Here is a 26,978-nt window from a genome sequence, read left to right as displayed (position 1 = left end):
GGGAGGTGCCTATGCTCAATCAAGAACTGGAACTCAGTTTAAACATGGCTTTCGCCAGAGCGCGCGAGCACCGACATGAGTTTATGACTGTCGAACACCTGTTGCTGGCTTTGCTAAGCAACCCTTCAGCTCGCGAAGCGCTGGAAGCGTGTAGCGTAGATCTGGTGGCGTTACGACAGGAACTCGAGGCCTTCATCGAACAAACCACACCGGTTCTGCCAGCCAGTGAAGAAGAGCGTGACACTCAACCTACGCTCAGCTTCCAGCGTGTGCTGCAACGTGCGGTGTTCCACGTCCAGTCTTCTGGTCGCAGTGAAGTGACTGGCGCAAACGTGCTGGTGGCTATCTTTAGCGAGCAGGAATCCCAGGCAGCGTACCTGCTGCGTAAACATGAAGTCAGCCGCCTTGATGTGGTCAACTTCATCTCTCATGGTACACGTAAAGACGAACCTAATCAGGCACCAGGTGCAGAAAACCCGGTCAATGAAGAGCAAGCAGGCGGGGAGGAACGTATGGAAAACTTCACCACCAATCTCAACCAGCTTGCACGTGTGGGAGGGATAGATCCGCTGATTGGTCGCGAGAAAGAGCTTGAGCGCGCCATTCAGGTTCTCTGCCGTCGCCGTAAAAACAACCCGCTGTTAGTGGGTGAATCGGGCGTAGGTAAAACCGCCATTGCTGAAGGGCTGGCCTGGCGTATTGTGCAGGGTGATGTTCCGGAAGTGATTGCCGATTGCACTATTTACTCGCTGGATATCGGTTCGTTGTTGGCGGGCACTAAATACCGTGGTGACTTTGAAAAGCGTTTCAAGGCGCTGCTGAAACAACTCGAACAGGATAAAAATAGCATCCTGTTTATTGATGAAATTCATACGATTATCGGTGCAGGTGCCGCATCCGGTGGCCAGGTAGATGCTGCAAACTTGATTAAGCCGTTGCTGTCGAGTGGCAAGATCCGCGTTATCGGTTCTACCACTTATCAGGAATTCAGCAATATCTTCGAAAAAGACCGTGCGCTGGCACGTCGCTTCCAGAAGATTGATATTACTGAGCCAAGTGTTGAAGAGACTGTTCAGATAATCAATGGCCTGAAACCGAAATACGAAGCGCACCATGATGTGCGTTATACCGCGAAAGCGATTCGTGCGGCGGTTGAACTGGCGGTGAAATACATCAACGATCGCCATTTGCCTGATAAAGCGATTGACGTTATTGACGAAGCGGGAGCACGTAGCCGCCTGATGCCGGTGAGCAAACGTAAGAAAACGGTTAATGTCTCAGACATTGAAACCGTGGTCGCGCGTATTGCCCGAATCCCTGAGAAAAGCGTTTCAGCAAGCGATCGCGATACGCTGCGTAGCCTTGATGATCGCCTGAAAATGCTGGTGTTTGGCCAGGATAAAGCCATTGAGGCGTTAACCGAAGCCATCAAAATGAGCCGTGCTGGATTGGGCCATGATCACAAGCCTGTGGGTTCATTCCTGTTTGCTGGACCTACGGGTGTCGGTAAAACGGAAGTCACCGTGCAGTTGGCAAAATCACTGGGCATTGAGCTGTTACGTTTTGATATGTCGGAATACATGGAACGCCATACGGTGAGTCGTTTGATTGGCGCACCTCCAGGTTACGTGGGTTTCGACCAGGGCGGCCTGCTGACGGATGCGGTAATTAAGCATCCACATTCCGTGTTACTGCTCGATGAAATTGAGAAAGCGCACCCGGACGTCTTTAACCTGTTATTGCAGGTGATGGATAACGGTACGCTGACCGATAATAACGGGCGTAAAGCTGACTTCCGTAATGTGATTTTGGTCATGACCACCAACGCCGGTGTGCGTGAAACGGAGCGTAAGTCTATTGGTCTGATTCGTCAGGACAACAGCACCGACGCAATGGAAGAGATCAAAAAGATCTTTACTCCGGAGTTCCGCAACCGTCTGGACAACATTATTTGGTTCAACCATCTGTCCACTGAGGTCATCCACCAGGTAGTCGACAAGTTTATTGTTGAGCTTCAGGTGCAGTTGGATCAGAAAGGTGTATCGCTGGAAGTGAGCCAGGAAGCCCGCGATTGGTTGGCAGAAAAAGGTTATGACCGTGCAATGGGCGCGCGTCCAATGACACGTGTTATTCAGGATAACCTGAAGAAACCGCTCGCTAACGAACTGTTATTTGGTTCATTGGTGGATGGTGGACAAGTGACGGTGGCGCTGGATAAAGAAAATCAGAAACTGATTTATAATTTCCATGGCGCTCAGAAACATAAACCAGAAACGGCTCATTGATCCCTAAAGCAAAACGGGAATAAAAAAAGGCCAGGTCATTGACCTGGCCTTTCTATTACTAAATTTCGATTACAAAATTTTTTACGCCGCCTGTTGTTTCCGCAGCGCTAAATAAAACTATCAGCGACTACGGAAGACAATGCGGCCTTTGCTCAGGTCGTACGGGGTCAGCTCTACAGTGACTTTGTCACCCGTCAGGATGCGGATATAGTTTTTACGCATTTTACCGGAGATATGAGCGGTTACCACGTGCCCGTTTTCCAGCTCAACGCGGAACATGGTGTTAGGTAACGTATCAAGAACGGTACCCTGCATTTCAATATTGTCTTCTTTGGCCATCTAATCCTCGAGGGTATCACTACCATAGTTTGAACCGGCAAGATAATGCCCAAGTTCACGTATCATGTAAAGAATTGTTGGTGAATTCACCAGCGAAAGTGCAATTTGCGCATTACCCGAAACCCATTCAAAAGCCGCACTAATGGCGCTTACGAAGAGGGCTGCGAAGAGATAAACGATGGGCTGTCCCTGTTAAAGCAAATCCCATACGACGGCGGGGTAATGAGCAGAGCTCACTCTGCGGGGCTAATTATAACACTCTTAACAGTAATGTGCCGTAAACATTATTGTCACGACAGGATTTGCGGTACCCAGCAATAAGATGCGAGCTGATGTGGGCGAAATATAGTCAACTGGTTCAGATATTCCCGACGGGGAATTTCTATTGCACCCAGAGATGCGGTGTGGGCATTAAGTACCTGGCAATCAATGAGCTTGCCGCCATAACTCATAAAGTGTTGGCAAAATAGCAGCAGAGCTGTTTTAGACGCGTTTTCTCGACGGCTAAACATGGACTCACCGCAGAACAACGCACCTTGCGCTACACCGTACATTCCGCCAACCAGCTCATTATCTTGCCAAACTTCGATAGAATGCGCATGTCCCAGTTCATGCAGCCGTTTATAGGCGTCAATGATGTCAGGGGTAATCCAGGTGCCTTCATCGCGATCGTCGGCACATTCGTTAATCACTCGTTCGAAAGCGTGGTTTAACGTCACTCGGTACGGGGAGTTCCGGTGGAATCGTTTCATGCTGCGACTTAGGTGAAAGCGCTCAGGATAAAGCACCGCTCGCGGATCGGGCGACCACCATAAAATAGGGTCGCCTGGGGAGAACCACGGAAAGATGCCACGCTGATACGCCATCAACAAACGGGCCGGACTTAAATCGCCCCCTAGCGCCAGTAACCCATTAGGTTCACGCAACGCGCCTTCCGGTGAAGGGAAGGCAATTGAGTCACGAGAAAGCTGAATAAGGCGCATGACTTCTTAACTCCAGGGAGCAGGTAATAATTATTGATAATAGACTAAGTGCTCATCCCATTAAGGCTATTTTATTTGCCATTTTGAATCAGGGAGGCACTAAGTACACAGCCTACAAACGCTGATGGAAATGATAATAACGCCCACCGCTCGCCATTAATGCAGCGTGAGTACCATGCTCAATAATTTGTCCATTGTCCATCACAATTATGCTGTCGAAATTGGCCAGTCCGCGTAGGCGATGAGTCACCATCAAGACGGTTTTCTCTTGGGTGACTTCAGCCAGCAAATCAAGAATCTGGCGCTCAGTTTCTGCATCTAAACCTTCGGTCGGTTCGTCCAGCAAGAACAGCGGGGCGTCATGCAGTAAGGCACGAGCAATGGCTAAACGACGTAATTCCCCACCCGAAAGCTGGCGGCCACCTTCACCCAACCAACTATTCAGACCGGCATCATCCAGTAACTTTTCAAGGCCAACGCGTGTCAGAACGCGACTTAAATCTTCATCGCTGGCCTGTGGTGCGGCAAGCAGCAAGTTGTCACGCAGTGTGGCGCTAAACAAATGCACGCGTTGCGATACCACACTGGTGGAGGTGCGTAATGCCGTTTCATCGAACTGGCTTAGCGCTTCACCATTTAAGCGGATCTCGCCTTGCTGACATTCCCATGCACGAGTCAACAGCTGAAGCAGTGTCGATTTACCACAACCGGTACGCCCTAAAATCGCAACGTGCTGGCCGGCTTCAACCTTGAGTGAAATACCCCGTAGTGCCATTTGAGATTGCTCAGGATAGGCAAAGCTAAGATTGGTCATCTCCAGAGCCACGCGCTCAGGTACTGCATGAGGTTGCTCTGTGAAGATGACTTCTGGTTTTTGGCTGGTGATTTCCGTTACGCGCAGTGCGGAGGCGATAACCTGACCAAGATGCTGAAAAGCACCGGTGACAGGTGCGAGCGCTTCGAACGACGCCAATGCACAAAACACAAACAGAGCAATGAGCGCGCCCGGCGTAGTATTTCCACCCACGCTTTCAGCTGCCATCCATAACATCAGTATCACGGCCACACCGCTAATCAGCAGCATGACGGCTTGTGACAGAGCGGTGAGCTCGGCCTGACGGCGCTGTCCTTCTTGCCAGTTGTCTTCCGTCTTATCGAGTTGCTCGCGATAACGTTGGGAAGCACCGAAAAGGGTGAGCTCCGCATGGCCTTGCAACCAGGCGGTGAGTTGTTGACGATATTGCCCGCGTTGAACGGTAATTGCCTCGCCGGTTGATTTCCCTGCGTAATAAAATATTGGCGGAAGCAACACTAAGGTCGTCAGTAAAATGGCCCCGAGTGTGAGAGCCAGGCGTACATCCAGCCAGCTCAAACCCAAGGTGACCACTACGATCACCACAAATGCGCCGACCATGGGTGAAATCACGCGGAGGTAAAGGTGATCCAGAGTATCGACATCTGCAACCAGACGGTTGAGTAATTCGCCCTGGCGAAAACGAGCCAGCCCAGCAGGGGAGAGGGGAAGCAGTTTGCTAAATGTGGAAACCCGTAAATGCTGGAGCACGCGGAATGTCGCATCGTGGCTAACCAGACGCTCAAAATAACGCCCTGCAGTACGGGCAATCGCACCGCCACGTACACCCGCCGCAGGCAGCATATAGTTAAAACTATAAAGGCCCGCGACGCCGACAACCGCTGAAGCCGAGAGGAACCAGCCAGATAAAGTCAGCAGTCCTATGCTTGCCAAAAGGGTGATAACTGCCAACACCACGCCAAGCATCAGTAGCCATTTATGACGGCAATAAAGCGCCAGATACGGGAGTAAAGCTCGCATTAGATTTCCTCCTGGCGATGAGCCAGTAACGTAGCAAACGGGCCTTCCTGCGCGGCAAGCGTGGTGAAATCCCCGTGTTGCACGATACGACCCTCACGCATCACCCAAATTTCGTCCCAGTCGTTGATGTAGTCCAACTGATGGGTCACCATCAATGTGGTTTGTTGACGGGAAGCGCTGCTCAACGCGTCCATGACTCGCTGTTCACTGTGAGCGTCCAGGCTTGCAGCCGGTTCATCCAGCAGGAGCAATCCACATGGCACCAGCAGTGCACGTGCAACGGCGACCCGTTGTGCTTGCCCAACAGACAAACGCGAGGCAGCTTCGCCCAGCGGTGTATCAACCCCTTGTGGTAACAGGGGGAGGAATTCACTGACAGAAGCTTTATCCAACGCGGCAGTCAGTTGAAGAGCACTGGCGTCGGGCGCGGCTAACAGCACATTTTCGCGGATGGTCGGGGCGGGAAGCTGTGGGTTTTGCCCAACCCAACTCAGCTGCTCTCGCCACCATTTCGCGTCAAGTGTTGAAAGCTCCACACCGTTAACCAGCAACTGGCCTTGATACGGTAAAAAACCAGACAATACATTGAGGAGCGAACTTTTACCCGCTCCGCTTTGCCCGACCAGAACGACACGTCGTCCTGCTGAAAGGGTGAAATTCAGTGGCCCAGCGAGAGTTTTATCTTCAGTTGAAAGGATGACCAAATCACGAGCTTCAATGCTGATTGGTTCGTTACTATTGAACTTTGCTGTACCGTGTTTACGTTGCTGCAATGGGGCATCAAGGAACGTCATCAGGCTATCAGCGGCACCGACGGCCTGCGCTTTTGCATGATAGAAGGTCCCCAGGTCGCGTAATGGCTGGAAAAACTCAGGAGCCAGAATCAGGGCCAGAAAACCAGCAAAAAGCGTCACGCCGGTGCTGTAGTGGCCAAAGTTTAGCTCGCCAAGATATGAGAAACCGAAGTAAACCGCGACCAGTGCGATGGATAACGAAGCGAAGAATTCCAGCACACCTGATGAAAGGAACGCAAGGCGCAGTACTTCCATGGTGCGCTGGCGGAAGTCCTGGGAAGCGGCACGGATATTCTCCGTTTCAGCATTGCCTCGGTTAAACACACGCAGTGTTTCCATACCGCGAAGACGGTCAAGGAAATGCCCGCTCAGTCGTGCAAGCGCCTGGAAGTTGCGACGGTTAGCATCTGCCGCACCCATACCGACCATCGCCATAAACAGCGGGATCAACGGTGCGGTGCCGAGCAAAATCAAAGCGGCAACCCAGTTAGACGGGAAAATGGTGATGAGAATGAGCACGGGTACCATTACCGCAAGCGACATTTGCGGTAGATAGCGAGCATAGTAATCGTGCATATCCTCGATTTGTTCCAGCACCAGTGTTGCCCAACTGCCGACAGGTTTCCCCTGAATCCAGGCTGGCCCCGCTTGATGTACGCGGTCGAGCACTTTTCGGCGAATTTCCTGACGAATGTGCAACCCCGCGTAAAAACCGACTTTTTCACGTAGCCACACTACCCACGCACGCAATACAAAAATCAGTATCAGGGTAATGAAAAGCAATAAAAGGGCTTCACGGGGAATGTTATCCATGATCATGTGCTGCAACATTCTGGCTAACAACCAGGCTTGAGCAACAATCAAAAGCCCACTGACCAGACCTAAAAAACGGGAAAGCCCTAACCAGCGGCGAGAGATAATGCTTTGTTTTTTTAGCCAGCGGCTAAGTTCTTGTTGACGGGTTTTATTCATGGGTTGCCAGTGCAGGTTGATAATGAATTATCAGGCAAAATTTGCTGGCAATGTTACAACGCAGGCAAAAGAAAGGCGACCAATTCAGTCGCCTTTACTTATCTTCAAACTGCCGATAGTGGCTGTTAGAGAGACTTATTCTGTTCGGCTAACCCATCCAGGTAGCGCTCTGCATCCAGAGCGGCCATACAGCCAGTGCCAGCAGAAGTGATTGCCTGACGATAGATATGGTCCATCACATCACCTGCTGCAAATACGCCTGGGATACTGGTTTGCGTGGCATTGCCGTGAATACCGGACTGTACTTTGATATAGCCATTTTCCAGTTCGAGTTGATCGGCAAAAATACCGGTGTTCGGGCTGTGGCCGATCGCCACAAACAGGCCTGCAACCTCAAGATTTTCAGTGGTATCCGTATTGTGCACATCGCGCAGACGCAGACCACTCACACCCATTTGATCGCCGGTGACTTCATCTAAAGTCCGGTTGGTGTGTAGCACGATGTTGCCGTTCTTCACCTTTTCCATCAAACGGTTGATAAGGATTTTCTCGGCACGGAAGCTGTCACGACGGTGAATCAGATGCACTTCAGAGGCAATATTTGCCAGGTAAAGTGCTTCTTCAACAGCGGTGTTCCCTCCCCCGATTACCGCAACTTTTTGATTGCGATAGAAGAAGCCATCACACGTTGCACAGGCAGAAACGCCACGGCCTTTAAACGCTTCCTCAGAAGGCAAACCCAGGTAACGTGCAGATGCGCCAGTTGCGATGATCAACGCATCGCACGTGTATTCGCCACTGTCACCCGTCAGACGGAATGGACGGTTTTGTAGATCAACCTTCGAGATGTGGTCAAACAGAATTTCTGTTTCAAACTTGGTCGCGTGCTCGTGCATGCGCTCCATCAACGCAGGGCCAGTCAGGTCGTTAGGATCACCTGGCCAGTTCTCAACTTCGGTGGTAGTGGTCAATTGGCCACCTTTTTCCATCCCGGTAATCAAAACGGGCTTGAGGTTGGCGCGTGCCGCGTAGACTGCTGCGGTGTAGCCCGCAGGGCCGGAGCCAAGAATTAGCAATTTACTGTGTTTAGCGGTGCCCATGAGATCCTCATTGTACGTTGGCAGACAATCGAGGGATTGTAGGGAATTTGGCGGGTTAAAAAAAGGGTGCAGGGGCGGAGTTGGCGAATATGTTAACTATCTGTGCAATAGCTGTGTTCAATCAACCGTAGCCATCACAGCTAAAACGCATAAAAATCCATCTAAACAGTTTAAATACTCACATTGGTAAAGTGATGAATAATCGTCAAGTACCCCGGATATATGGCACGTTCCACTAATTTTAGATGTTTTGCTTTGACAATCCGCTAAGCATTTGCGAAAACATTCGAGGAAGAAAAACATTTGGTGTAAGCGTTGTAAAATAATCACGCAAACCTGATGCAATTTTACCGGGTTATTGAAATCTACTCATGGCGTGGACAGACGCCATGAGTGATGTCGTTAGCAGCCGTTGGGCACCGGTCTTCTCACGTACACCCGGAACATTGACGTTGACCGGGTTATGGCAGGTGAAGGAAGGAACACAGAGAGACTATAATAATGGTAGATAACAAGAAGCGCCCTGGCAAAGATCTCGACCGCATCGATCGCAACATTCTTAATGAACTCCAGAAGGATGGGCGTATTTCTAACGTCGAACTTTCTAAAAGAGTCGGGCTTTCACCGACTCCGTGTCTCGAGCGCGTGCGTCGTCTGGAACGACAGGGTTTCATCCAGGGCTACACCGCTCTGTTAAACCCGCATTATCTGGATGCATCACTTCTGGTTTTTGTTGAGATTACTCTGAATCGTGGCGCTCCAGATGTCTTTGAGCAATTTAACTCCGCAGTTCAAAAACTTGAAGAAATTCAAGAGTGTCATTTGGTATCCGGTGATTTCGACTATCTGTTGAAAACCCGTGTACCTGATATGTCAGCGTACCGCAAATTACTCGGTGAAACCTTGTTACGACTGCCGGGTGTGAACGATACCCGTACCTATGTTGTCATGGAAGAGGTCAAACAGAGCAACCGTCTGGTTATTAAAACCCGTTAACACGGGCCAGGTGCAAAATCTGCGTATTTTGGTTACACTCCTGGTAATTCATACAGCAACAGTGCCGGGAATGCCCGGCATTGTTGCTCTCCATAGTTATTAAGGACCTGGAGAGTCTTACTTGAGCCAGGAATACACCGAAGAAAAAGAAGTTACATTGAGGAAACTCAGCAGCGGGCGTCGGGCGTTAGAGGCGTTATTGCTCCTTGTTGCCATTTTTGCCGTCTATTTGATGGCGGCGTTGCTTAGTTTCAATCCTTCCGATCCAAGTTGGTCACAAACCGCATGGCACGAACCTATCCATAATTTGGGAGGGACGCCAGGTGCGTGGTTGGCCGATACGTTATTTTTCATCTTTGGCGTAATGGCCTACACCATCCCGGTCATCATTATCGGTGCGTGTTGGTTCACGTTCCGCAATCGGGATAGCGAAGAGTTTATCGATTATTTCGCCGTTTCCTTACGTCTTATTGGCGTACTGGCAATGGTGCTGACGGCTTGTGGCCTTGCGGCAATTAACGCCGATGACATCTGGTATTTCGCCTCGGGTGGGGTTATCGGAAGTTTGCTGAGCACCGCTATGCAGCCTCTGCTTAATAGCAGCGGCGGCACTATCGCGTTGTTGTGTGTATGGGCGGCAGGTTTGACTCTGTTTACCGGCTGGTCGTGGGTCAGTATTGCTGAAAAAATTGGCAGTGCGGTCTTGAGCATACTCACTTTCGCTAGCAACCGTACTCGCCGGGATAACACCTGGCAGGATGACGAGTACGACTATGAAGATGAAACACATGACGAAGAGCACGCGCCAGAAGTAGAAAAGCGCGAATCTCGTCGTGCACGCATTCTACGTGGCGCACTAGCACGCAGGCAGCGCATCTCGGAGAAGTTTGCCAATCCAAATGCACGTAAAACAGACTCTGCGCTGTTTTCAGGTAAGCGGATGGACGACGCCGAAGATGACGTTTTGTTCTCAAATAACAAAGCGACGCTACCGGAAGATGACGTACTGTTTTCTGGTAACAAAGCCACATTGCCGGAAAGCGACGAATACGATCCACTGTTACACGGCCAGTCTATTGTTGCACCTGTAGCCGCTACAGCTACATTTACAGCCACAGCGGCGATGGCAAATCATCCAGACTATGCCGCACCGGTTATGCCAACGGCAACTGTGTCTCCGGTTACGGCCCCTGTTCCAGAAGTAGAACATACACCGGCTATTGCCTGGGAACCTGCGCCAACCACAGTGACTCCGGAGCCAGTGATTGCCCCTGCGCCTGACAGTTACCACGCACAACGTGAGGGTGAACAATACACTCCGCAACAGGTGACTAACCATAGGTCAGAACTCGTCGTTGAGTCAGCGCCACTTGAGCCTGCTTACTATGAACCTGTTCCAGCCGAATTCATCGCTGAACCTGAACCTGTTGAAGAAATAAAACCGGCTGTACGTCCGCCGATTTACCATTTCGAAGAAGTCGAAGAGCGACGTGCGCGCGAACGGGAGCAACTCGCTGCCTGGTATCAGCCGGTTAATGAACCAAAACCTGATCCTTATGGCTATGATCAAAGCCCTGCGTTTACTCAAACCACGTCGACATCAGCGCCACGCATTGAAACACCATCAATGCCGCATAATGTTTTCGATACAACACCTGCAATGCCAACACCAGCGGTTGCCATTCCACAAGACGTAAAAGACGCGGCAACAGTCGTGGGTGCAGCGGCGGTCTTTAGCCCTGTGTTTAGCATTGCCAGTGACGCGCCACGTCCTCAGACGAAAGAAGGGATTGGCCCGCAGTTGCCACGCCCAAATCGTGTACGGGTACCGACTCGCCGTGAACTTGCTTCATACGGAATTAAGCTGCCTTCTCAGCGTATGGCCGAAGAGGAAGCTCGTCGTCAGAATGGTGTGGACATAGACGATGACTATACCGACGACAACGAAGAAGTTCAGCAGCAGGAACTTGCTCGTCAGTTTGCTGCTCAGCAACAGCATCGTTATGGCGAAGAGTTTGAAGATGGCTCTTCACAGCAAGGTGAAGATGAGGCTGAGCAGGCTGAATTAGCGCGTCAATTTGCGGCACAACAGCAGCAGCGCTACTCAGCGGAACAACAGCAACCGACTCAGCAACCGCCAAATAATGTGCCGTTCTCACTGGATGATTTTGATTTCTCGCCAATGAAAACGTTAGTTAATGATGGGCCGAGCGAGCCATTATTTACACCGAGTCCGGTCGAAGCGCCTGCGCCTGTTCAGCAACCGCAAAGTTGGCAAGCCGCACCACAGTCGCATGTGCAGCAGCAACCGCCAGCACCTGCTCCAGTTGCCGCACCATCGATGCAAGAAAGTTTGATTCACCCATTCCTGATGCGAAACGGAGACGATCGTCCGCGGCAGCGCCCAACAACGCCATTGCCATCGCTGGACTTGCTGACGTCACCGCCAGCAGAAGTTGAACCGGTGGATACCTTTGCTTTGGAGCAAATGGCTCGCTTGGTAGAAACTCGCTTGGCGGACTACCGTATTCAGGCTCGCGTGGTTGGAACATCTCCAGGCCCAGTGATCACCCGTTTTGAGTTGGATCTGGCACCTGGCGTAAAAGCTGCTCGCATTTCTAACTTGTCGCGCGATCTTGCGCGTTCATTGTCGACGGTTGCGGTACGTGTGGTAGAGGTTATTCCGGGTAAACCTTATGTTGGTCTGGAGTTACCGAACAAAAAACGCCAGACCGTTTACCTACGCGAAGTGCTGGATTGCGCCAAGTTCCGTGATAGTACTTCACCGTTAACTGTAGTGCTGGGCAAGGATATCGGTGGTGAGCCGGTGATTGCCGATCTGGCGAAAATGCCGCACTTGCTGGTTGCCGGTACCACAGGCTCCGGTAAATCTGTCGGTGTGAACGCAATGATCATCAGTATGTTGTACAAGGCCAGCCCTAAAGATGTGAAATTCATCATGATTGACCCGAAAATGCTCGAGTTGTCAGTCTATGAGGGGATCCCGCATCTGTTGACTGAAGTTGTTACAGATATGAAAGACGCCGCTAACGCATTGCGTTGGAGCGTTAATGAAATGGAACGCCGCTACAAACTGATGTCAGCGTTAGGCGTGCGAAATCTGGCAGGTTACAACGAGCGTGTTCTGGAAGCGGAGCGCATGGGCCGTCCAATTCCAGATCCATTCTGGAAGCCGGGCGACAGCATGGAAGTTGCCCATCCAATGCTTGAAAAACTGCCGTATATCGTCGTTCTGGTGGACGAATTTGCTGACCTGATGATGACAGTTGGCAAAAAAGTTGAAGAACTGATTGCTCGTCTCGCACAGAAAGCACGTGCGGCGGGGATACATCTTGTTCTGGCGACGCAACGTCCTTCGGTAGATGTGATTACGGGCCTTATTAAGGCGAATATCCCGACGAGAATCGCCTTTACTGTCTCGAGCAAAATAGACTCCCGTACCATTCTTGATCAGGGGGGAGCTGAGTCACTGCTTGGAATGGGGGATATGTTGTATTGCGGGCCAAACTCCACCTTGCCAGTGCGCGTGCACGGTGCCTTTGTACGTGACGAAGAAGTTCACGCGGTAGTGCAAGACTGGAAAGCGCGTGAACGTCCACAGTATGACCTTAGCATTACGTCAGCAGATGAGAGTGAAGGCGGCACAAACAGCGGTCTTGACGGTGATGAAGAACTCGATCCGTTATTTGATCAGGCCGTTGCTTTCGTGGTCGAAAAACGAAAAGCCTCTATTTCCGGCGTTCAGCGTCAGTTCCGTATCGGCTACAACCGAGCCGCTCGAATTGTTGAACAAATGGAAGCGCAGGGTATCGTGAGCCCACAGGGGCATAACGGTAACCGCGAAGTATTGGCTCCGCCACCATTCGAGTAATCCTGTGTGCAAGAGTCGCCGTTGCGGCTCTTGTGCAAAGAAGGGTAAATTACCGGAAAATCAGCTTTTTCTTCTGTTGCTCATCAATGGCACTCGACTAAAGTGGGCAACAGAAATGCCACAGTGCAGTCGCTTTGTGGCGCATGAATTTTAAGGGATCATCATGAAAAAAATCGCTATTACTTGTGCTTTGTTGACGGCTTTGACTGCAACCGCTGCCTGGGCCGATGCCGCAGGTGACTTGAAAAATCGTTTAGATAAAGTCAGTAGCTTCCACGCCAGCTTCACCCAGAAAGTGACAGATGGTAGCGGTGCTGCAGTGCAAGAAGGTCAGGGTGATTTGTGGGTTAAGCGTCCAAATCTGTTCAACTGGCATATGACTCAGCCTGATGAAAGCATTCTGGTTTCTGATGGTAAAACACTGTGGTTCTATAACCCGTTTGTTGAACAAGTCAGCGCGACCTGGTTAAAAGACGCGACCGGCAATACGCCGTTTATGTTGATTGCACGTAACCAAAGCAGTGACTGGCAGCAGTACAACATCAAACAAAGCGGTGATGATTTCATACTGACGCCAAAAACCAGCGCCGGTAATCTTAAGCAGTTCACCATTAATGTTGGGCGCGACGGGACTATCCATCAGTTCAGTGCCATTGAGCAAGACGATCAACGCAGCAGCTATGCGCTGAAAACCCAACAAAATGGTGCTGTGGACCTGAGCAAGTTTACGTTTACCCCGCCTAAAGGCGTGACGGTGGACGATCAACGTAAGTAGAGGTATGAGTGGGCAACCTGTCGCTCGATTTTTCTGAGAATACCTTCCAGCCTCTGGCCGCGCGTATGCGGCCAGAGAACCTCGCGCAGTACATCGGTCAACAACATCTGCTCGCCCCAGGCAAACCGCTTCCTAAAGCTATCGAAGCGGGGCATCTCCATTCAATGATTTTATGGGGGCCACCCGGTACGGGTAAAACCACGCTTGCGGAAGTGATTGCTCACTATGCTGACGCGGATGTTGAACGTATCTCGGCGGTGACTTCCGGCGTGAAAGAAATTCGTGAAGCCATAGAGCGCGCGCGGCAGAATCGTAACGCTGGACGACGCACTATTCTGTTTGTCGACGAAGTCCATCGTTTCAATAAAAGCCAACAAGACGCATTTTTGCCTCATATTGAAGACGGCACAATCACGTTTATCGGTGCCACCACTGAAAACCCATCTTTCGAGCTTAACTCGGCACTATTGTCACGCGCACGCGTTTACTTGCTCAAATCGCTTACGACGGAAGATATCGAAAAAGTACTCGACCAGGCAATGAACGATACCGCACGCGGTTATGGCGGGCAGAATATTGCCATGCCGAATGAAACTCGCCGTGCGATAGCCGAGCTGGTCAATGGTGATGCCCGCCGCGCGTTGAATACGTTGGAAATGATGGCTGATATGGCCGAAACCAATGGCAGCGGTATTCGTGAGTTACCTATCGCCCTGCTGACGGAAATTGCAGGGGAACGCAGTGCGCGCTTTGATAATAAAGGTGACCGTTTCTACGATTTGATTTCAGCACTGCATAAATCGGTACGGGGTTCATCACCTGACGCTGCCCTGTATTGGTATGCTCGTATTATTACGGCCGGTGGTGATCCGTTGTATGTCGCCCGCCGTTTGTTGGCAATTGCATCCGAAGATGTAGGTAATGCCGATCCGCGTGGGATGCAGGTCGCTCTTGCTGCGTGGGATTGCTTTACACGCGTTGGCCCTGCGGAAGGTGAGCGTGCGATTGCTCAGGCCATCGTTTATCTTGCGTGTGCCCCAAAAAGCAATGCCGTATATACGGCATTTAAAGCCGCCATGGCCGATGCCCGCGAGCGTCCCGATTACGACGTTCCCGTCCATTTGCGCAACGCACCAACCAAACTGATGAAAGAAATGGGGTATGGTCAGGAGTATCGTTATGCTCATGACGAACCCAATGCCTACGCGTCTGGGGAGGTCTACTTCCCACAGGAAATGGCACAAACACGCTATTATCAGCCGACAAACAGAGGTCTTGAGGGCAAGATTGGTGAAAAGCTCGCCTGGCTTGCTGAACAGGATCAAAATAGCCCGACAAAACGCTACCGCTAATGCAGACGTTGCGGTAAGGTTAGCAAGAATATCAATGCGGTTGCAGGCTGTGACCGCATCCCCTTCATTAATTCGATAAGCACAGGATAAGCATGCTCGATCCCAATCTGCTGCGTACAGAGCCAGACGCAGTCGCTGAAAAACTGGCACGCCGAGGCTTTAAGCTGGATGTAGAAACGCTGCGCTCTTTAGAAGAGCGTCGTAAAGTATTGCAGGTTAAAACTGAAAATCTGCAGGCTGAACGTAACTCGCGATCGAAATCCATAGGCCAGGCGAAAGCGCGCGGGGAAGACATCGAGCCGTTGCGTTTGCAAGTGAACCAACTGGGCGATGAGCTGGATGCGGCAAAAACCGAGCTTGATTCTCTGCTGCTAGAAATTCGCGATATCTCTCTGACTCTGCCGAACATTCCGGACGATTGCGTACCTTTCGGTAAAGACGACAGCGAAAACGTTGAAGTCAGCCGCTGGGGCGAGCCGCGTCAATTCGATTTCGAAGTGCGCGATCACGTGACCCTCGGCGAAATGGCCAAAGGCCTGGATTTTGCTGCTGCGGTAAAACTGACCGGCTCCCGTTTTGTCGTGATGCAAGGTGAAATCGCCCGCATGCATCGTGCCCTGAGCCAGTTCATGCTGGATCTGCATACCGAACAGCATGGTTACGTTGAAAACTACGTGCCGTACCTGGTTAACCATGAAACGCTGTACGGTACTGGCCAGCTGCCGAAATTCGGTGGTGACCTGTTCCACACTCGTCCGCTGGATGAAGAAGCGGGTGCCAGCAACTACGCGCTGATCCCAACCGCGGAAGTGCCGTTGACCAACCTGGTGCGTGACGAGATCATTGATGAAGACTCTCTGCCGCTGAAAATGACTGCCCATACACCGTGCTTCCGCTCCGAGGCGGGTTCCTACGGTCGCGATACCCGTGGTCTTATCCGTCAGCACCAGTTCGATAAAGTAGAAATGGTGCAGATCGTTCGTCCGGAAGACTCAATGGATGCACTGGAAGAACTCACCGGTCATGCTGAGAAAGTGTTGCAATTGTTGGGTCTGCCATACCGTAAAGTGCTGCTGTGCAGTGGCGATATGGGCTTTGGCTCGGCTAAAACCTATGATCTTGAAGTCTGGTTGCCGGCACAGAACACCTACCGTGAAATCTCTTCTTGTTCGAACATGTGGGATTTCCAGGCGCGTCGTTTGCAGGCTCGCTGCCGCAGCAAAGCAGACAAGAAAACCCGTCTGGTGCATACACTGAACGGTTCCGGTTTGGCTGTCGGTCGTACTCTGGTTGCTGTGCTCGAAAACTACCAACAGGCAGACGGTCGTATCGAAGTGCCTGAAGTATTGCGTCCTTATATGAAAGGGCTTGAGTACATCGGCTAATGTATTAACGAGATTTTTTTCCTTTAAAAGCGCCTACGGGCGCTTTTTTTTGCCGTAAATATTCTCATTCCCAGTGATCATCTCACTTTATTGACACCAAACAAGAACGAATACCTCTATGTGAGTATTATTGGCTCAAGAAAGAGCGTGATGATTATTACAACAATTCATTCAGTATTCTTATCATTTGGCGACTTTAGGTTAAATGACTTAACCGGGTCGTCAGTCGTGATACTGGCAAATATTAAGACACTCCTTTCTGCTTTTGGCTGAGCAATGGAAACGCGGGCCGTACTTCCCTGAGTAACCGCTGCCGGCTTGTTTAAACGTGAGCATGGAACAAGTGGGTCCTATGAACGAGAAAACTTCTAATGTGGTTCTTGCCGCCAATGTAAGTCGCCGTAAGCTGATGAAAACCACGGCTATTGGTGGGCTTGCAGCTGCGACGGGTGCTTTATCACTTCCCTTTAGCCGCCTGGCTTTCGCACAAAACGCTGCTGATACCGTCAGTACACCGGAAAAAATTATCTGGAGCGCCTGCACAGTCAACTGCGGTAGCCGCTGCCCACTGCGTATGCATGTTGTGGATGGCGAAATCAAATACGTTGAGACAGACAATACCGGTCATGATGATTACGAAGGGTTGCATCAGGTTCGTGCCTGTTTGCGTGGCCGTTCGATGCGTCGCCGTGTCTACAATGCCGATCGCCTGAAATATCCCATGAAGCGTGTGGGTGCTCGTGGTGAAGGCAAGTTTGAGCGTATCAGCTGGGACGAAGCCTTCGATATCCTCGCTAATAGCATGAAAGGCATCATCAAAGAGTATGGCAACGAAGCAATCTATCTGAACTACGGTACGGGTACGCTAGGTGGCACGATGACGCGTTCGTGGCCGCCGGGTTCAACATTAATTGCCCGTCTTATGAACTGTTGCGGGGGGTACCTGAATCACTATGGTGACTATTCCACCGCTCAGATTGCAGCCGGCCTGAATTACACCTACGGTGGTTGGGCGGATGGCAACAGCCCGTCTGACATTGAAAACAGCAAACTCGTGGTGTTGTTTGGTAATAACCCTGGTGAAACGCGCATGAGCGGCGGCGGGGTGACTTATTACCTCGAGCAAGCGCGCGAAAAATCTAACGCACGCATGATTATCATCGACCCACGTTATACCGACACAGGTGCTGGGCGCGAAGATGAATGGATCCCAATTCGTCCAGGCACTGACGCAGCACTTATCTCCGCGTTAGCGTGGGTAATGATCACAGAAAACCTCGTCGATCAGCCTTTCCTCGACAAATATTGCGTCGGTTACGACGAAAAAACACTGCCAAAAACAGCCCCGGCTAACGGTCATTACAAAGCCTATATTCTAGGGAATGGTGCTGATGGAGTGGCGAAAACGCCACAATGGGCGGCAAAAATTACCGGTATTCCTGCTGAGCGCATTATTAAGCTGGCTCGTGAAATCGCCACCGCAAAACCTGCGTTTATCAGCCAGGGCTGGGGGCCGCAGCGCCACTCGAATGGTGAGCTGGTTTCCCGTGCTATCTCTATGCTGTCAATTCTGACGGGCAACGTTGGGATTAACGGTGGGAACAGCGGTGCACGCGAAGGTTCTTACGATTTACCGTTCGTTCGTATGCCTACGCTGGAAAACCCAGTCCAAACCAGTATTTCGATGTTCCTGTGGACCGATGCCATCGAGCGTGGCCCGGACATGACGGCAACTCGCGATGGTGTTCGCGGCAAAGATAAACTCGATGTGCCGATCAAGATGATCTGGAACTACGCCAGTAACTGTCTGATTAACCAGCATTCCGAGATCAATCGTACTCACGATATTCTGCAAGACGACAAGAAATGCGAAATGATTGTGGTGATTGATAACCACATGACTTCATCTGCTAAATATGCAGATATTCTGCTGCCAGACTGCACGGCGTCTGAACAGATGGATTTCTGCCTTGATGCGTCGTGCGGCAACATGTCCTATGTGATTTTTGCAGATCAGGCAATAAAACCGCGTTTTGAGTGCAAAACTATCTATGAGATGACCAGCCAACTGGCAAAACGTATGGGCGTTGAGGAGAAGTTTACCGAAGGCCGCACGCAAGAAGGCTGGATGCGTCACTTGTATCAACAGTCCCAGGTAGCGATGCCAGAACTGCCAAGCTTCGATGAATTCCGCAAGCAAGGTATCTTCAAGAAGCGCGATCCAGAAGGTCATCACGTGGCTTATAAAGCCTTCCGTGAAAATCCTGCGGCTAACCCGCTGACGACTCCGTCAGGGAAAATTGAAATCTATTCTGAGCAACTGGCGCAGATTGCTGCGACGTGGCAACTCAACGAAGGAGACGTCATCGATCCACTGCCGGTTTATAGCGCCGGTTTCGAAAGTTTTGGCGATCCGCTAGCAGAGAAATGGCCATTGCAGATGACCGGTTTCCACTACAAAGCACGCACGCACTCAACCTACGGCAACGTGGAAGTATTGAAGGCGGCTTGTCGTCAGGAAATGTGGATCAACCCAATTGATGCCCAGCTTCGTGGGATTAAAAACGGCGATAGGGTGCGCGTTTTCAACGGACGCGGTGTCGTCAATATCAACGCAAAAGTCACGCCACGCATTATTCCTGGCGTTGTCGCGATGGGGGAAGGGGCATGGTACAGCCCGGATGCCAACAAGGTGGACCAGGCGGGCAGCATTAACGTGTTAACCACCCAGCGACCGTCGCCACTGGCGAAAGGTAACCCATCCCACAGTAACCTCGTCCAGGTCGAAAAGGCGTAAGGAATAGCTGATGACAATTCAATACGGATTTTATATAGACTCCAGCCGCTGCACCGGGTGTAAGACTTGCGAACTGGCGTGCAAAGACTACAAAAACTTAGGACCGGATGTCAGCTTCCGCCGCATCTATGAATATGCTGGCGGTGACTGGCAGGAAGATAACGGTGTTTGGCAGCAAAACGTGTTTGCCTACTATTTGTCGATTGCCTGTAACCATTGCGAAGACCCTGCCTGTACCAAGGTCTGCCCAAGCGGGGCAATGCATAAGCGTGAAGATGGTTTTGTGGTGGTAAACGAAGATATTTGTATCGGCTGCCGCTATTGCCATATGGCTTGCCCATATGGTGCACCACAGTACGACGCGCAAAAAGGGCATATGACGAAATGTGATGGCTGTTACTCGCGTATTGCTGAAGGTAAGAAACCAATCTGTGTGGATTCTTGCCCTTTGCGTGCCCTGGATATGGCACCTATCGCGGAACTGCGTGAGAAGTATGGTCAGCAAGCAGCGATTGCCCCTCTGCCATCAGCACATTTCACGAAGCCAAATATTGTCATTAAACCCAACGCCAACAGCCGTCCTTGTGGGGATAAAACCGGCTATCTGGCAAACCCAGAGGAGGTGTGAGATGGGAAACGGATGGCATGAATGGCCGTTAATGGTCTTTACAGTGTTAGGGCAGTGCGTCGCGGGCGGTTTTATCGTCATGGCGTTGGCATTGATGACGGGTGTTCCAGAACGCACACAGCAACAAAGAGTCCATTGGGCAATGATTGTGCTGTGGGTACTGATGGGCATTGGTTTTATCGCCTCAGTCTTACACTTAGGTTCGCCATTGCGCGCGTTCAACTCACTCAATCGCATTGGTGAGTCAGCGTTGAGTAATGAAATTGCCAGCGGTTCGGTGTTCTTTGCTGTCGGTGGTTTCTGGTGGCTGGTTACTGTACTGGGCAAAATGCCTCAGGCGTTGGGTAAAATCTGGATGGTTCTGACAATGATTCTGGGCGTGTTCTTCGTCTGGATGATGTGCCGAGTCTACTTGATTGATACCGTACCAACCTGGTATAGCGCTTATACGCCACTGAGCTTCTTCCTGACGATGTTTATTGGCGGGCCGCTGTTGGGTTATCTGTTACTGCGTGTCGCAGGCGTAACGGGGTGGGGCATGCGTGTTCTTCCCGCTATTTCGCTGTTGGCAGTGCTGGCAAGTAGCGTGGTTGTGATGCTGCAAGGCATGGAGTTGGCAACGATTCAGAGCTCGATTGCGCAGGCATCAGCACTGGTGCCGCAATTTGGCGCGTTAATGTCGTGGCGACTGTTGGTATTGGTTGCAGCCTTAGTCTGTTGGATTGTTCCACAGCTTAAAGGCGGGCAGGCGAGTCCAGCAGTATTGGCATTTGCTTTCGTGTTAGTGATTGCTGGCGAACTGATTGGGCGCGGTGTGTTCTATGGCTTGCATATGACTGTCGGCATGGCGATTGCCAGCTAACAAATCATCACAATTAAATGCGCCTTCGGGCGCATTTCTTATCTTTGCATAAGAAAATATCACCCAATTCTCCATGAATTATTTCATCTCTTCCGCTTCGGTTCATAATCCCCATTTCCATCAAAAACAGAGAGATAACATTACCGGCCTGTGCTTCGTTTACAAGTTAGATGAGTTTTTCAAATCGACACCATGTAAATCGTGCCAGACCCTGTCAGTGCTGGATTGACAATCATTCTTTCAGTGGCATGATGCGCACAAATTTCTTCTCTTCCTCTCGGTTTTTTACATGTCCACCTATACACGGCCAGTCATACTTTTGCTCTGCGGCCTGATGCTTTTGACCCTGGCTATTGCGGTATTAAACACGCTGGTTCCACTCTGGTTAGCTCACGAAAATCTTCCCACCTGGCAAGTCGGGATGGTGGGTTCGTCGTACTTCACTGGAAATCTGGTCGGTACACTGATGACTGGGTGGCTGATTAAACGCCAGGGATTCAACCGTAGCTACTATCTTGCGTCGTTGATTTTTGCTGCTGGCTGCGCAGGTCTGGGATTAATGACCGGGTTCTTGAGCTGGATGATGTGGCGATTCATCGCGGGTATTGGCTGCGCGATGATCTGGGTGGTCGTCGAGAGCGCACTGATGTGCAGCGGTACGTCGCGTAATCGTGGGCGCCTACTGGCAGCATACATGATGGTTTATTACGTTGGCACGGTACTTGGCCAATTGTTGATAAGTAAAATGCCGACGGATTTAGCCAGCGTTTTACCTTGGGTAACCGCGTTAACGCTGGCCGCAATTCTTCCGCTACTCTTCACTCATATTGTCAGCGATCGTAGTGAAAACCAGGAGGCAACACCTGTATGGCCCATGCTGCGTCTGCGACATGCACGTCTTGGGGTGAATGGTTGCATTATTTCAGGGATTGTTCTCGGCTCCCTTTACGGTTTAATGCCACTGTATTTAAACCATCAGGGCATCAGTGATGCAGGTATTGGTTTCTGGATGGCGGTAATGGTCAGCGCGGGGATTGTTGGGCAGTGGCCGGTTGGCCGTCTGGCCGATCGATTTGGTCGTTTATTAGTACTGCGTGTTCAGGTGTTTGTTGTGATTCTGGGTTGCATGGCGATGTTGAGTCACGCAGCGATGGGGCCGACTTTATTTGTTCTGGGCGCGGCTGGTTTCACACTCTACCCGGTGGCGATGGCATGGGCTTGTGAAAAAGTTGAACACCACCAATTGGTCGCGATGAACCAGGCCCTGCTGCTGAGTTACACAGTAGGCAGTTTGCTTGGCCCAACGTTTACATCGATGCTGATGCAAAGCTACTCGGACAGTTTATTGTTTGTCATGATTGCCGGTGTGGCATTCGTTTACTTACTGATGTTGCTGCGCAAAGCCAAGCCTCATTCAACGCCTGTTGCACACGCCTGATAAAAAAGCCCTTCTTTCGAGTAACGCCGTTCACTTAAGTCGATGAATGAGGGGAAACGCCGGGATTTGGTTCCCAGAGGGACGCCAAACCTGGTGGTCGCCCCAGGTATCTCATTCTTAAACTAACGGAGTGACCCTTTCGAGGGGCCTTTTCTAGTACATCACCTTGTGACCATATTGTTCCAGAATGCCTTTTACGCGTTCCATGGTCTCTTTCTTCGGCGGATGCACACCATCCAGTTTGTACTCTTCGCCCATTGCTACCCACTTGTGCTTGCCCAACTCGTGGTACGGTAACAATTCAATTTTTTCTACGTTGCCCATATCACGCGTGAACTCGCCGAGGCGATGCGCGGAATCATCATCGTCTGACCAGCCAGGAACGACAACGTAACGAATCCAGACATTAACATTCTTATCAGAAAGGTAGCGTGCAAACTCGAGTGTACGATGATTAGAAACACCCACCAGGTTCTGGTGGATTTCATCGTTCATCTGTTTCAAATCCAACATCACCAAATCGGTCACTTCTAGTAACTCATCAATCACCGGATCGTAGCGGCGGACGAAACCGTTAGTATCGAGACACGTATGAATACCTTCTTTGCGGCAGGCGCGGAACCAATCACGAACGAACTCTGCTTGCAGAATCGCTTCACCGCCTGATGCCGTAACACCGCCGCCAGAGGCGTTCATAAAGTGGCGGTAGGTCACAACTTCTTTCATCAGCTCTTCAACGGTAATCTCTTGGCCACCATGCGTGTCCCATGTATCACGGTTATGGCAATACAGGCAGCGCATGAGGCAGCCCTGGAAAAAGGTGATAAAACGAATACCGGGACCATCCACGGTACCGCAGGATTCAAAGGAATGAATTCGGCCAATTACTGACATTGCGGTGTTCTCTCCAGTATTGGCTGATGCTCAAAGGCATCAACCAGGTTGAGCGCGGTCTATATATAGATTGCCGCGTCGAATCAATTTTGCAAGATACCCGTCATACTTCAAGTTGCAGGGGTGTTGGCTGCTCTCTCTCACCCCAGTCACTTACTAAAGTAAGCTCCTGGGGATTCATTCTTTTGCCGCCTACCTGCAACATGAATTATTTAGGGTATGGACTTAAACGTAGCAGTTATCTTGCAAAACGGGTTCTCACCGATGAGGGATAAGAAAAGGCCCCACCGGAGTGGAGCCTTTATTCTACGCCTTTTCAGACAAACCGTGAATTACATGGTTTGAGTGAAGGTACGGGTAATAACGTCTTTCTGCTGTTCTTTAGTCAGAGAGTTAAAACGTACAGCGTAACCGGAAACACGAATGGTCAGCTGAGGATATTTCTCAGGGTGTTCCATCGCGTCCAGCAGCATTTCACGGTTCATTACGTTCACGTTCAGGTGTTGACCACCTTCGATGGACGCTTCGTGGTGGAAGTAACCATCCATCAGACCCGCGAGGTTAGTTTTACGAACTTCGTCGTCTTTACCCAGTGCGTTAGGAACGATAGAGAAGGTATAAGAAATACCATCTTTAGCGTAAGCAAACGGCAGTTTAGCAACGGAAGTCAGAGAGGCAACAGCACCTTTCTGGTCACGACCGTGCATTGGGTTAGCACCTGGACCGAATGGCGCGCCTGAACGACGACCGTCTGGGGTATTACCCGTTTTCTTACCATAAACCACGTTAGAGGTGATGGTCAGAACAGACTGAGTCGGGATAGCGTTACGGTAAGTAGTCAGTTTCTGAATTTTCTTCATGAAACGTTCTACCAGGTCAACAGCGATATCATCTACGCGAGAATCGTTGTTACCGAACTGTGGATATTCGCCTTCGATTTCGAAGTCTACAGCCAGACCGTCTTCGTCACGAATAGGTTTAACTTTCGCGTACTTAATTGCAGACAGGGAGTCAGCTGCAACAGACAGACCTGCGATACCACACGCCATGGTGCGAACAACGTCACGGTCATGCAGAGCCATCAGAGACGCTTCGTAGCTGTATTTATCATGCATGTAGTGAATGATATTCAGCGCGGTGACGTACTGTTTAGCCAGCCAGTCCATGAAGTGGTCCAGACGATCCAGAACGTTATCGTAATCCAGAACATCAGCCATGATTGGCGCTTCTTTAGGACCGATCTGCAGTTTCAGTTTTTCATCAACGCCACCGTTGATTGCATACAGCATGGTTTTCGCAAGGTTAGCACGAGCACCGAAGAACTGCATTTGCTTACCAACAATCATTGGGCTTACGCAACAAGCAATTGCGTAGTCATCGTTGTTGAAGTCAGGACGCATCAGATCATCGTTCTCGTATTGCAGAGAAGAAGTATCAATGGAGACTTTAGCCGCGTATTTCTTGAAGTTCAGTGGCAGTTTTTCAGACCACAGAATGGTGATGTTCGGCTCCGGAGAAGGACCCATGGTGTACAGGGTATTCAGGAAGCGGAAGCTGGATTTAGTCACCAGAGTACGGCCATCTACGCCCATACCGGCGATAGATTCTGTCGCCCAGATTGGGTCACCAGAGAACAGCTCATCATACTCAGGGGTACGCAGGAAGCGAACCATACGCAGTTTCATGACCAGATGGTCAATCATTTCCTGTGCTTCAAGCTCAGTGATTTTGCCTGCTTTCAGGTCACGTTCGATGAATGCATCCAGGAAGGTGGATACGCGACCGAAGGACATTGCAGCGCCGTTCTGTGATTTAACCGCGGCCAGGTAGCCGAAGTAAGTCCACTGAATAGCTTCTTGAGCGTTTGTAGCAGGACCAGAGATATCGCAGCCATATTTAGCAGCCATTTCTTTGATCTGACCCAGAGCACGGTATTGCTCGGAGATTTCTTCACGCAGACGAATAGTCGCTTCCAGGTCTTCGCCGTTTTCCAGTTTGGATTGCAGAGAATTGAACTGAGCGAATTTATCTTTCATCAGGAAATCAATACCGTACAGCGCAACGCGACGGTAGTCACCGATGATACGGCCACGGCCATAAGCATCTGGCAAACCAGTGATTACACCTGATTTACGGCAGTTCATGATGTCTTTGGTATAAACGTCAAAAACACCCTGGTTGTGAGTTTTGCGGTATTCGGTGAAGACCTTCTTCAGCATTGGGTCAAGTTCACGACCGTATACTTTGCAAGAACCTTCAACCATTTTGATGCCACCAAACGGAATAATTGCACGTTTCAGTGGAGCATCAGTTTGCAGGCCTACGATAGTTTCGAGGGACTTGTTGATGTAACCAGCATCATGGGAGGTGATGGTGGAAGCAAGGTCAGTGTCGAAATCAACAGGCGCGTGAGTGCGGTTTTCCTGTTTAACACCTTCCATGACGCTGTCCCACAGCGTGGAAGTTGCTTGAGTCGCACCTGCCAGGAAGGATTCGTCACCCTCGTAAGGGGTATAGTTTTTCTGAATAAAGTCACGCACGTTGACTTCATTCTGCCAGTCACCTTTGGCAAAACCTTCCCAGGCTGTGGCTAACTTCTCATTAAGTTCGGACATTTAACACCTACCTTCTAATGTGGATTTCTTATTCCCTACACGATAGTGAGCACTTAGTGCTGATCACCACCACGCAGATAAATTACCCAGTACGTCAACCCAACCAGTACACCGCCACCGATAATGTTCCCAATAGTCACAGGGATCAGGTTGTCAGTGATGAAGTTCAATACGGTCAAGTGAGAGAAATTTTCCGGAGACGACCCAACAGCGGTCCAGAATTCCGGGCTAGCAAAGTCGCGTATAATGATACCCATAGGGATCAAAAACATGTTTGCAATACTGTGCTCAAAACCGCAGGCAACAAACATAGCTACCGGGAGGATCATCGCAAACATCTTATCCAACAAGCTGCGACCTGAATAACTCATCCAGACAGCCAGACAAACCATCAGGTTAGCCAAAATACCGAGGCATACCGCTTCAATAAAGGTGTGATGCATTTTATGGTCTGCGGTTTGTAACACATTCAGACCCCATGCACCGTTGGCTGTCATGTACATACCTGACAACCAAATCAGCACCACAAACATCAACGCGCCGCACAGGTTACCGATATAAACGTTAATCCAGTTCTTAGCGAGTTGACCCCATGTGATACGGCCACTGGCCTTGGCGACAACAATCAACACTGTGGAAGTGAACAGGTCGGCACCACAAACAACACACAGGATAAGCCCTAAGGAGAAGCATGTTCCGCCAATCAGCTTTGCAATCCCATAGGGGATAGTTGAAGTGCCAGTTGTCGCGGTGATGTAAAAGACGAAGGCAATCGAGATGAACATACCCGCTGTTATCGCTAAATAAAACGTGGTCAGCGGTTGTTTTGTTGCTTTATAGACGCCAGCATTTTCGGCGACTTTAGCCATAGCGGCTGGGAGCAATAGATCAAAAGGGTTGTCAGCTTTCACACTAACTCTCTCTTATTTAATTCGGCGACGAGATACTAACAAAGCATTATAGAGTAAAAATTGATATGGATCATATCTCGCCAAGCTTATAGGCCTGAAAAAAGCAGGTGTTTACCTGTATTTCAG

18 protein-coding genes are annotated in these 26,978 nt (G+C 50.4%); 10 read left to right on the top strand and 8 right to left on the bottom strand.

From position 1 onward, the window contains the following. Positions 1–11: 11 nt before the first annotated feature. On the top strand, positions 12–2,285 hold the full coding sequence (gene clpA / locus VJY99_RS05030; RefSeq protein WP_324116910.1) for an ATP-dependent Clp protease ATP-binding subunit ClpA: 2,274 nt from the start codon (positions 12–14) through the stop codon (positions 2,283–2,285). A 120-nt stretch (positions 2,286–2,405) separates the two neighbouring features. Here the strand turns inward: clpA and infA are convergent, their stop codons facing one another. From infA to trxB, 5 genes are all read right to left on the bottom strand, one after another. Next, positions 2,406–2,624: a translation initiation factor IF-1 gene (gene infA / locus VJY99_RS05025; RefSeq protein ID WP_002211347.1), complete on the bottom strand. Its 219-nt coding sequence runs from the start codon at positions 2,622–2,624 to the stop codon at positions 2,406–2,408. Positions 2,625–2,914: 290 nt separating this feature from the next. Continuing rightward, a complete protein-coding gene (gene aat, locus VJY99_RS05020) occupies positions 2,915–3,607 on the bottom strand; it encodes a leucyl/phenylalanyl-tRNA--protein transferase (protein ID WP_324116908.1) in 693 nt (230 codons plus the stop codon). Between the two features lie 112 nt (positions 3,608–3,719). Further along, positions 3,720–5,441: a heme ABC transporter ATP-binding protein/permease CydC gene (gene cydC / locus VJY99_RS05015; RefSeq protein ID WP_324116906.1), complete on the bottom strand. Its 1,722-nt coding sequence runs from the start codon at positions 5,439–5,441 to the stop codon at positions 3,720–3,722. Further along, positions 5,441–7,207 carry a heme ABC transporter permease/ATP-binding protein CydD gene (gene cydD, locus VJY99_RS05010; RefSeq protein WP_324116904.1) on the bottom strand — a complete coding sequence of 589 codons (1,767 nt, stop codon included), beginning with the start codon at positions 7,205–7,207 and terminating at the stop codon, positions 5,441–5,443. The genes cydC and cydD overlap by 1 nt, the downstream gene beginning before the upstream one ends. A 125-nt stretch (positions 7,208–7,332) precedes the next feature. Beyond that, a complete protein-coding gene (gene trxB, locus VJY99_RS05005) occupies positions 7,333–8,307 on the bottom strand; it encodes a thioredoxin-disulfide reductase (RefSeq protein WP_324116902.1) in 975 nt (324 codons plus the stop codon). Positions 8,308–8,808: 501 nt separating this feature from the next. Here trxB and lrp point away from each other — a divergent pair. The 9 genes from lrp to VJY99_RS04960 all read left to right on the top strand — a co-directional run bounded on the left by lrp (position 8,809) and on the right by VJY99_RS04960 (position 22,432). Beyond that, complete coding sequence (gene lrp, locus VJY99_RS05000) at positions 8,809–9,303, top strand: leucine-responsive transcriptional regulator Lrp (protein ID WP_324116901.1); 495 nt, start codon at positions 8,809–8,811, stop codon at positions 9,301–9,303. A 121-nt stretch (positions 9,304–9,424) separates the two neighbouring features. Continuing rightward, positions 9,425–13,195: a DNA translocase FtsK 4TM domain-containing protein gene (locus VJY99_RS04995; RefSeq protein WP_324116899.1), complete on the top strand. Its 3,771-nt coding sequence runs from the start codon at positions 9,425–9,427 to the stop codon at positions 13,193–13,195. Positions 13,196–13,358: 163 nt separating this feature from the next. Continuing rightward, positions 13,359–13,970 (top strand): outer membrane lipoprotein chaperone LolA, encoded by a 612-nt coding sequence (lolA, locus tag VJY99_RS04990; RefSeq protein ID WP_324116897.1) that lies wholly within the window; start codon positions 13,359–13,361, stop codon positions 13,968–13,970. Between the two features lie 8 nt (positions 13,971–13,978). Further along, entirely contained in the window at positions 13,979–15,322 is a 1,344-nt protein-coding gene (locus VJY99_RS04985; RefSeq protein WP_324116895.1) for a replication-associated recombination protein A, read from the top strand. A 92-nt stretch (positions 15,323–15,414) separates the two neighbouring features. Next, positions 15,415–16,707 (top strand): serine--tRNA ligase, encoded by a 1,293-nt coding sequence (gene serS, locus VJY99_RS04980; RefSeq protein ID WP_324116893.1) that lies wholly within the window; start codon positions 15,415–15,417, stop codon positions 16,705–16,707. Positions 16,708–17,059: 352 nt separating this feature from the next. Further along, positions 17,060–19,504 (top strand): dimethylsulfoxide reductase subunit A, encoded by a 2,445-nt coding sequence (gene dmsA, locus VJY99_RS04975; protein ID WP_324116891.1) that lies wholly within the window; start codon positions 17,060–17,062, stop codon positions 19,502–19,504. 10 nt (positions 19,505–19,514) lie between these two features. Continuing rightward, positions 19,515–20,132, top strand: a complete 618-nt coding sequence (locus tag VJY99_RS04970; protein WP_324116889.1) for a DMSO/selenate family reductase complex B subunit — start codon at positions 19,515–19,517, stop codon at positions 20,130–20,132. A 1-nt stretch (position 20,133) separates the two neighbouring features. Continuing rightward, positions 20,134–20,994 (top strand): dimethyl sulfoxide reductase anchor subunit family protein, encoded by an 861-nt coding sequence (locus VJY99_RS04965; RefSeq protein WP_324116887.1) that lies wholly within the window; start codon positions 20,134–20,136, stop codon positions 20,992–20,994. 289 nt (positions 20,995–21,283) lie between these two features. Then, positions 21,284–22,432, top strand: a complete 1,149-nt coding sequence (locus VJY99_RS04960) for an MFS transporter (protein WP_324116885.1) — start codon at positions 21,284–21,286, stop codon at positions 22,430–22,432. Between the two features lie 153 nt (positions 22,433–22,585). Here VJY99_RS04960 and pflA read toward each other — a convergent pair whose 3' ends face one another. From pflA to focA, 3 genes are all read right to left on the bottom strand, one after another. Beyond that, positions 22,586–23,326 (bottom strand): pyruvate formate lyase 1-activating protein, encoded by a 741-nt coding sequence (pflA, locus tag VJY99_RS04955; RefSeq protein ID WP_324116883.1) that lies wholly within the window; start codon positions 23,324–23,326, stop codon positions 22,586–22,588. A 332-nt stretch (positions 23,327–23,658) separates the two neighbouring features. Continuing rightward, the gene (pflB, locus tag VJY99_RS04950) at positions 23,659–25,941 is read right to left on the bottom strand and encodes a formate C-acetyltransferase (protein ID WP_324116882.1); all 2,283 of its coding nucleotides are present in this window, start codon (positions 25,939–25,941) and stop codon (positions 23,659–23,661) included. A 53-nt stretch (positions 25,942–25,994) separates the two neighbouring features. After that, on the bottom strand, positions 25,995–26,852 hold the full coding sequence (gene focA, locus VJY99_RS04945) for a formate transporter FocA (RefSeq protein ID WP_324116880.1): 858 nt from the start codon (positions 26,850–26,852) through the stop codon (positions 25,995–25,997). Positions 26,853–26,978: the final 126 nt, after the last annotated feature.

This window comes from Buttiauxella sp., assembly GCF_035271705.1.
Taxonomy (GTDB): domain Bacteria; phylum Pseudomonadota; class Gammaproteobacteria; order Enterobacterales; family Enterobacteriaceae; genus Buttiauxella.
The sequence above is the reverse complement of the archived record's forward strand: the minus strand, read 5'-3'. Positions and strand labels throughout refer to the sequence as shown.

Bases quoted from the DNA above. Each gene is read 5' to 3' on its own strand.
- trxB (WP_324116902.1), bottom strand. From the start codon at position 8,307: ATGGGCACCGCTAAACACAGTAAATTGCTAATTCTTGGCTCCGGCCCT.
- infA (WP_002211347.1), bottom strand. From the start codon at position 2,624: ATGGCCAAAGAAGACAATATTGAAATGCAGGGTACCGTTCTTGATACG.
- cydD (WP_324116904.1), bottom strand. From the start codon at position 7,207: ATGAATAAAACCCGTCAACAAGAACTTAGCCGCTGGCTAAAAAAACAA.
- serS (WP_324116893.1), top strand. From the start codon at position 15,415: ATGCTCGATCCCAATCTGCTGCGTACAGAGCCAGACGCAGTCGCTGAA.
- VJY99_RS04965 (WP_324116887.1), top strand. From the start codon at position 20,134: ATGGGAAACGGATGGCATGAATGGCCGTTAATGGTCTTTACAGTGTTA.
- cydC (WP_324116906.1), bottom strand. From the start codon at position 5,441: ATGCGAGCTTTACTCCCGTATCTGGCGCTTTATTGCCGTCATAAATGG.
- dmsA (WP_324116891.1), top strand. From the start codon at position 17,060: ATGAACGAGAAAACTTCTAATGTGGTTCTTGCCGCCAATGTAAGTCGC.
- VJY99_RS04970 (WP_324116889.1), top strand. From the start codon at position 19,515: ATGACAATTCAATACGGATTTTATATAGACTCCAGCCGCTGCACCGGG.
- lolA (WP_324116897.1), top strand. From the start codon at position 13,359: ATGAAAAAAATCGCTATTACTTGTGCTTTGTTGACGGCTTTGACTGCA.
- pflA (WP_324116883.1), bottom strand. From the start codon at position 23,326: ATGTCAGTAATTGGCCGAATTCATTCCTTTGAATCCTGCGGTACCGTG.
- clpA (WP_324116910.1), top strand. From the start codon at position 12: ATGCTCAATCAAGAACTGGAACTCAGTTTAAACATGGCTTTCGCCAGA.
- aat (WP_324116908.1), bottom strand. From the start codon at position 3,607: ATGCGCCTTATTCAGCTTTCTCGTGACTCAATTGCCTTCCCTTCACCG.
- pflB (WP_324116882.1), bottom strand. From the start codon at position 25,941: ATGTCCGAACTTAATGAGAAGTTAGCCACAGCCTGGGAAGGTTTTGCC.
- lrp (WP_324116901.1), top strand. From the start codon at position 8,809: ATGGTAGATAACAAGAAGCGCCCTGGCAAAGATCTCGACCGCATCGAT.
- VJY99_RS04960 (WP_324116885.1), top strand. From the start codon at position 21,284: ATGTCCACCTATACACGGCCAGTCATACTTTTGCTCTGCGGCCTGATG.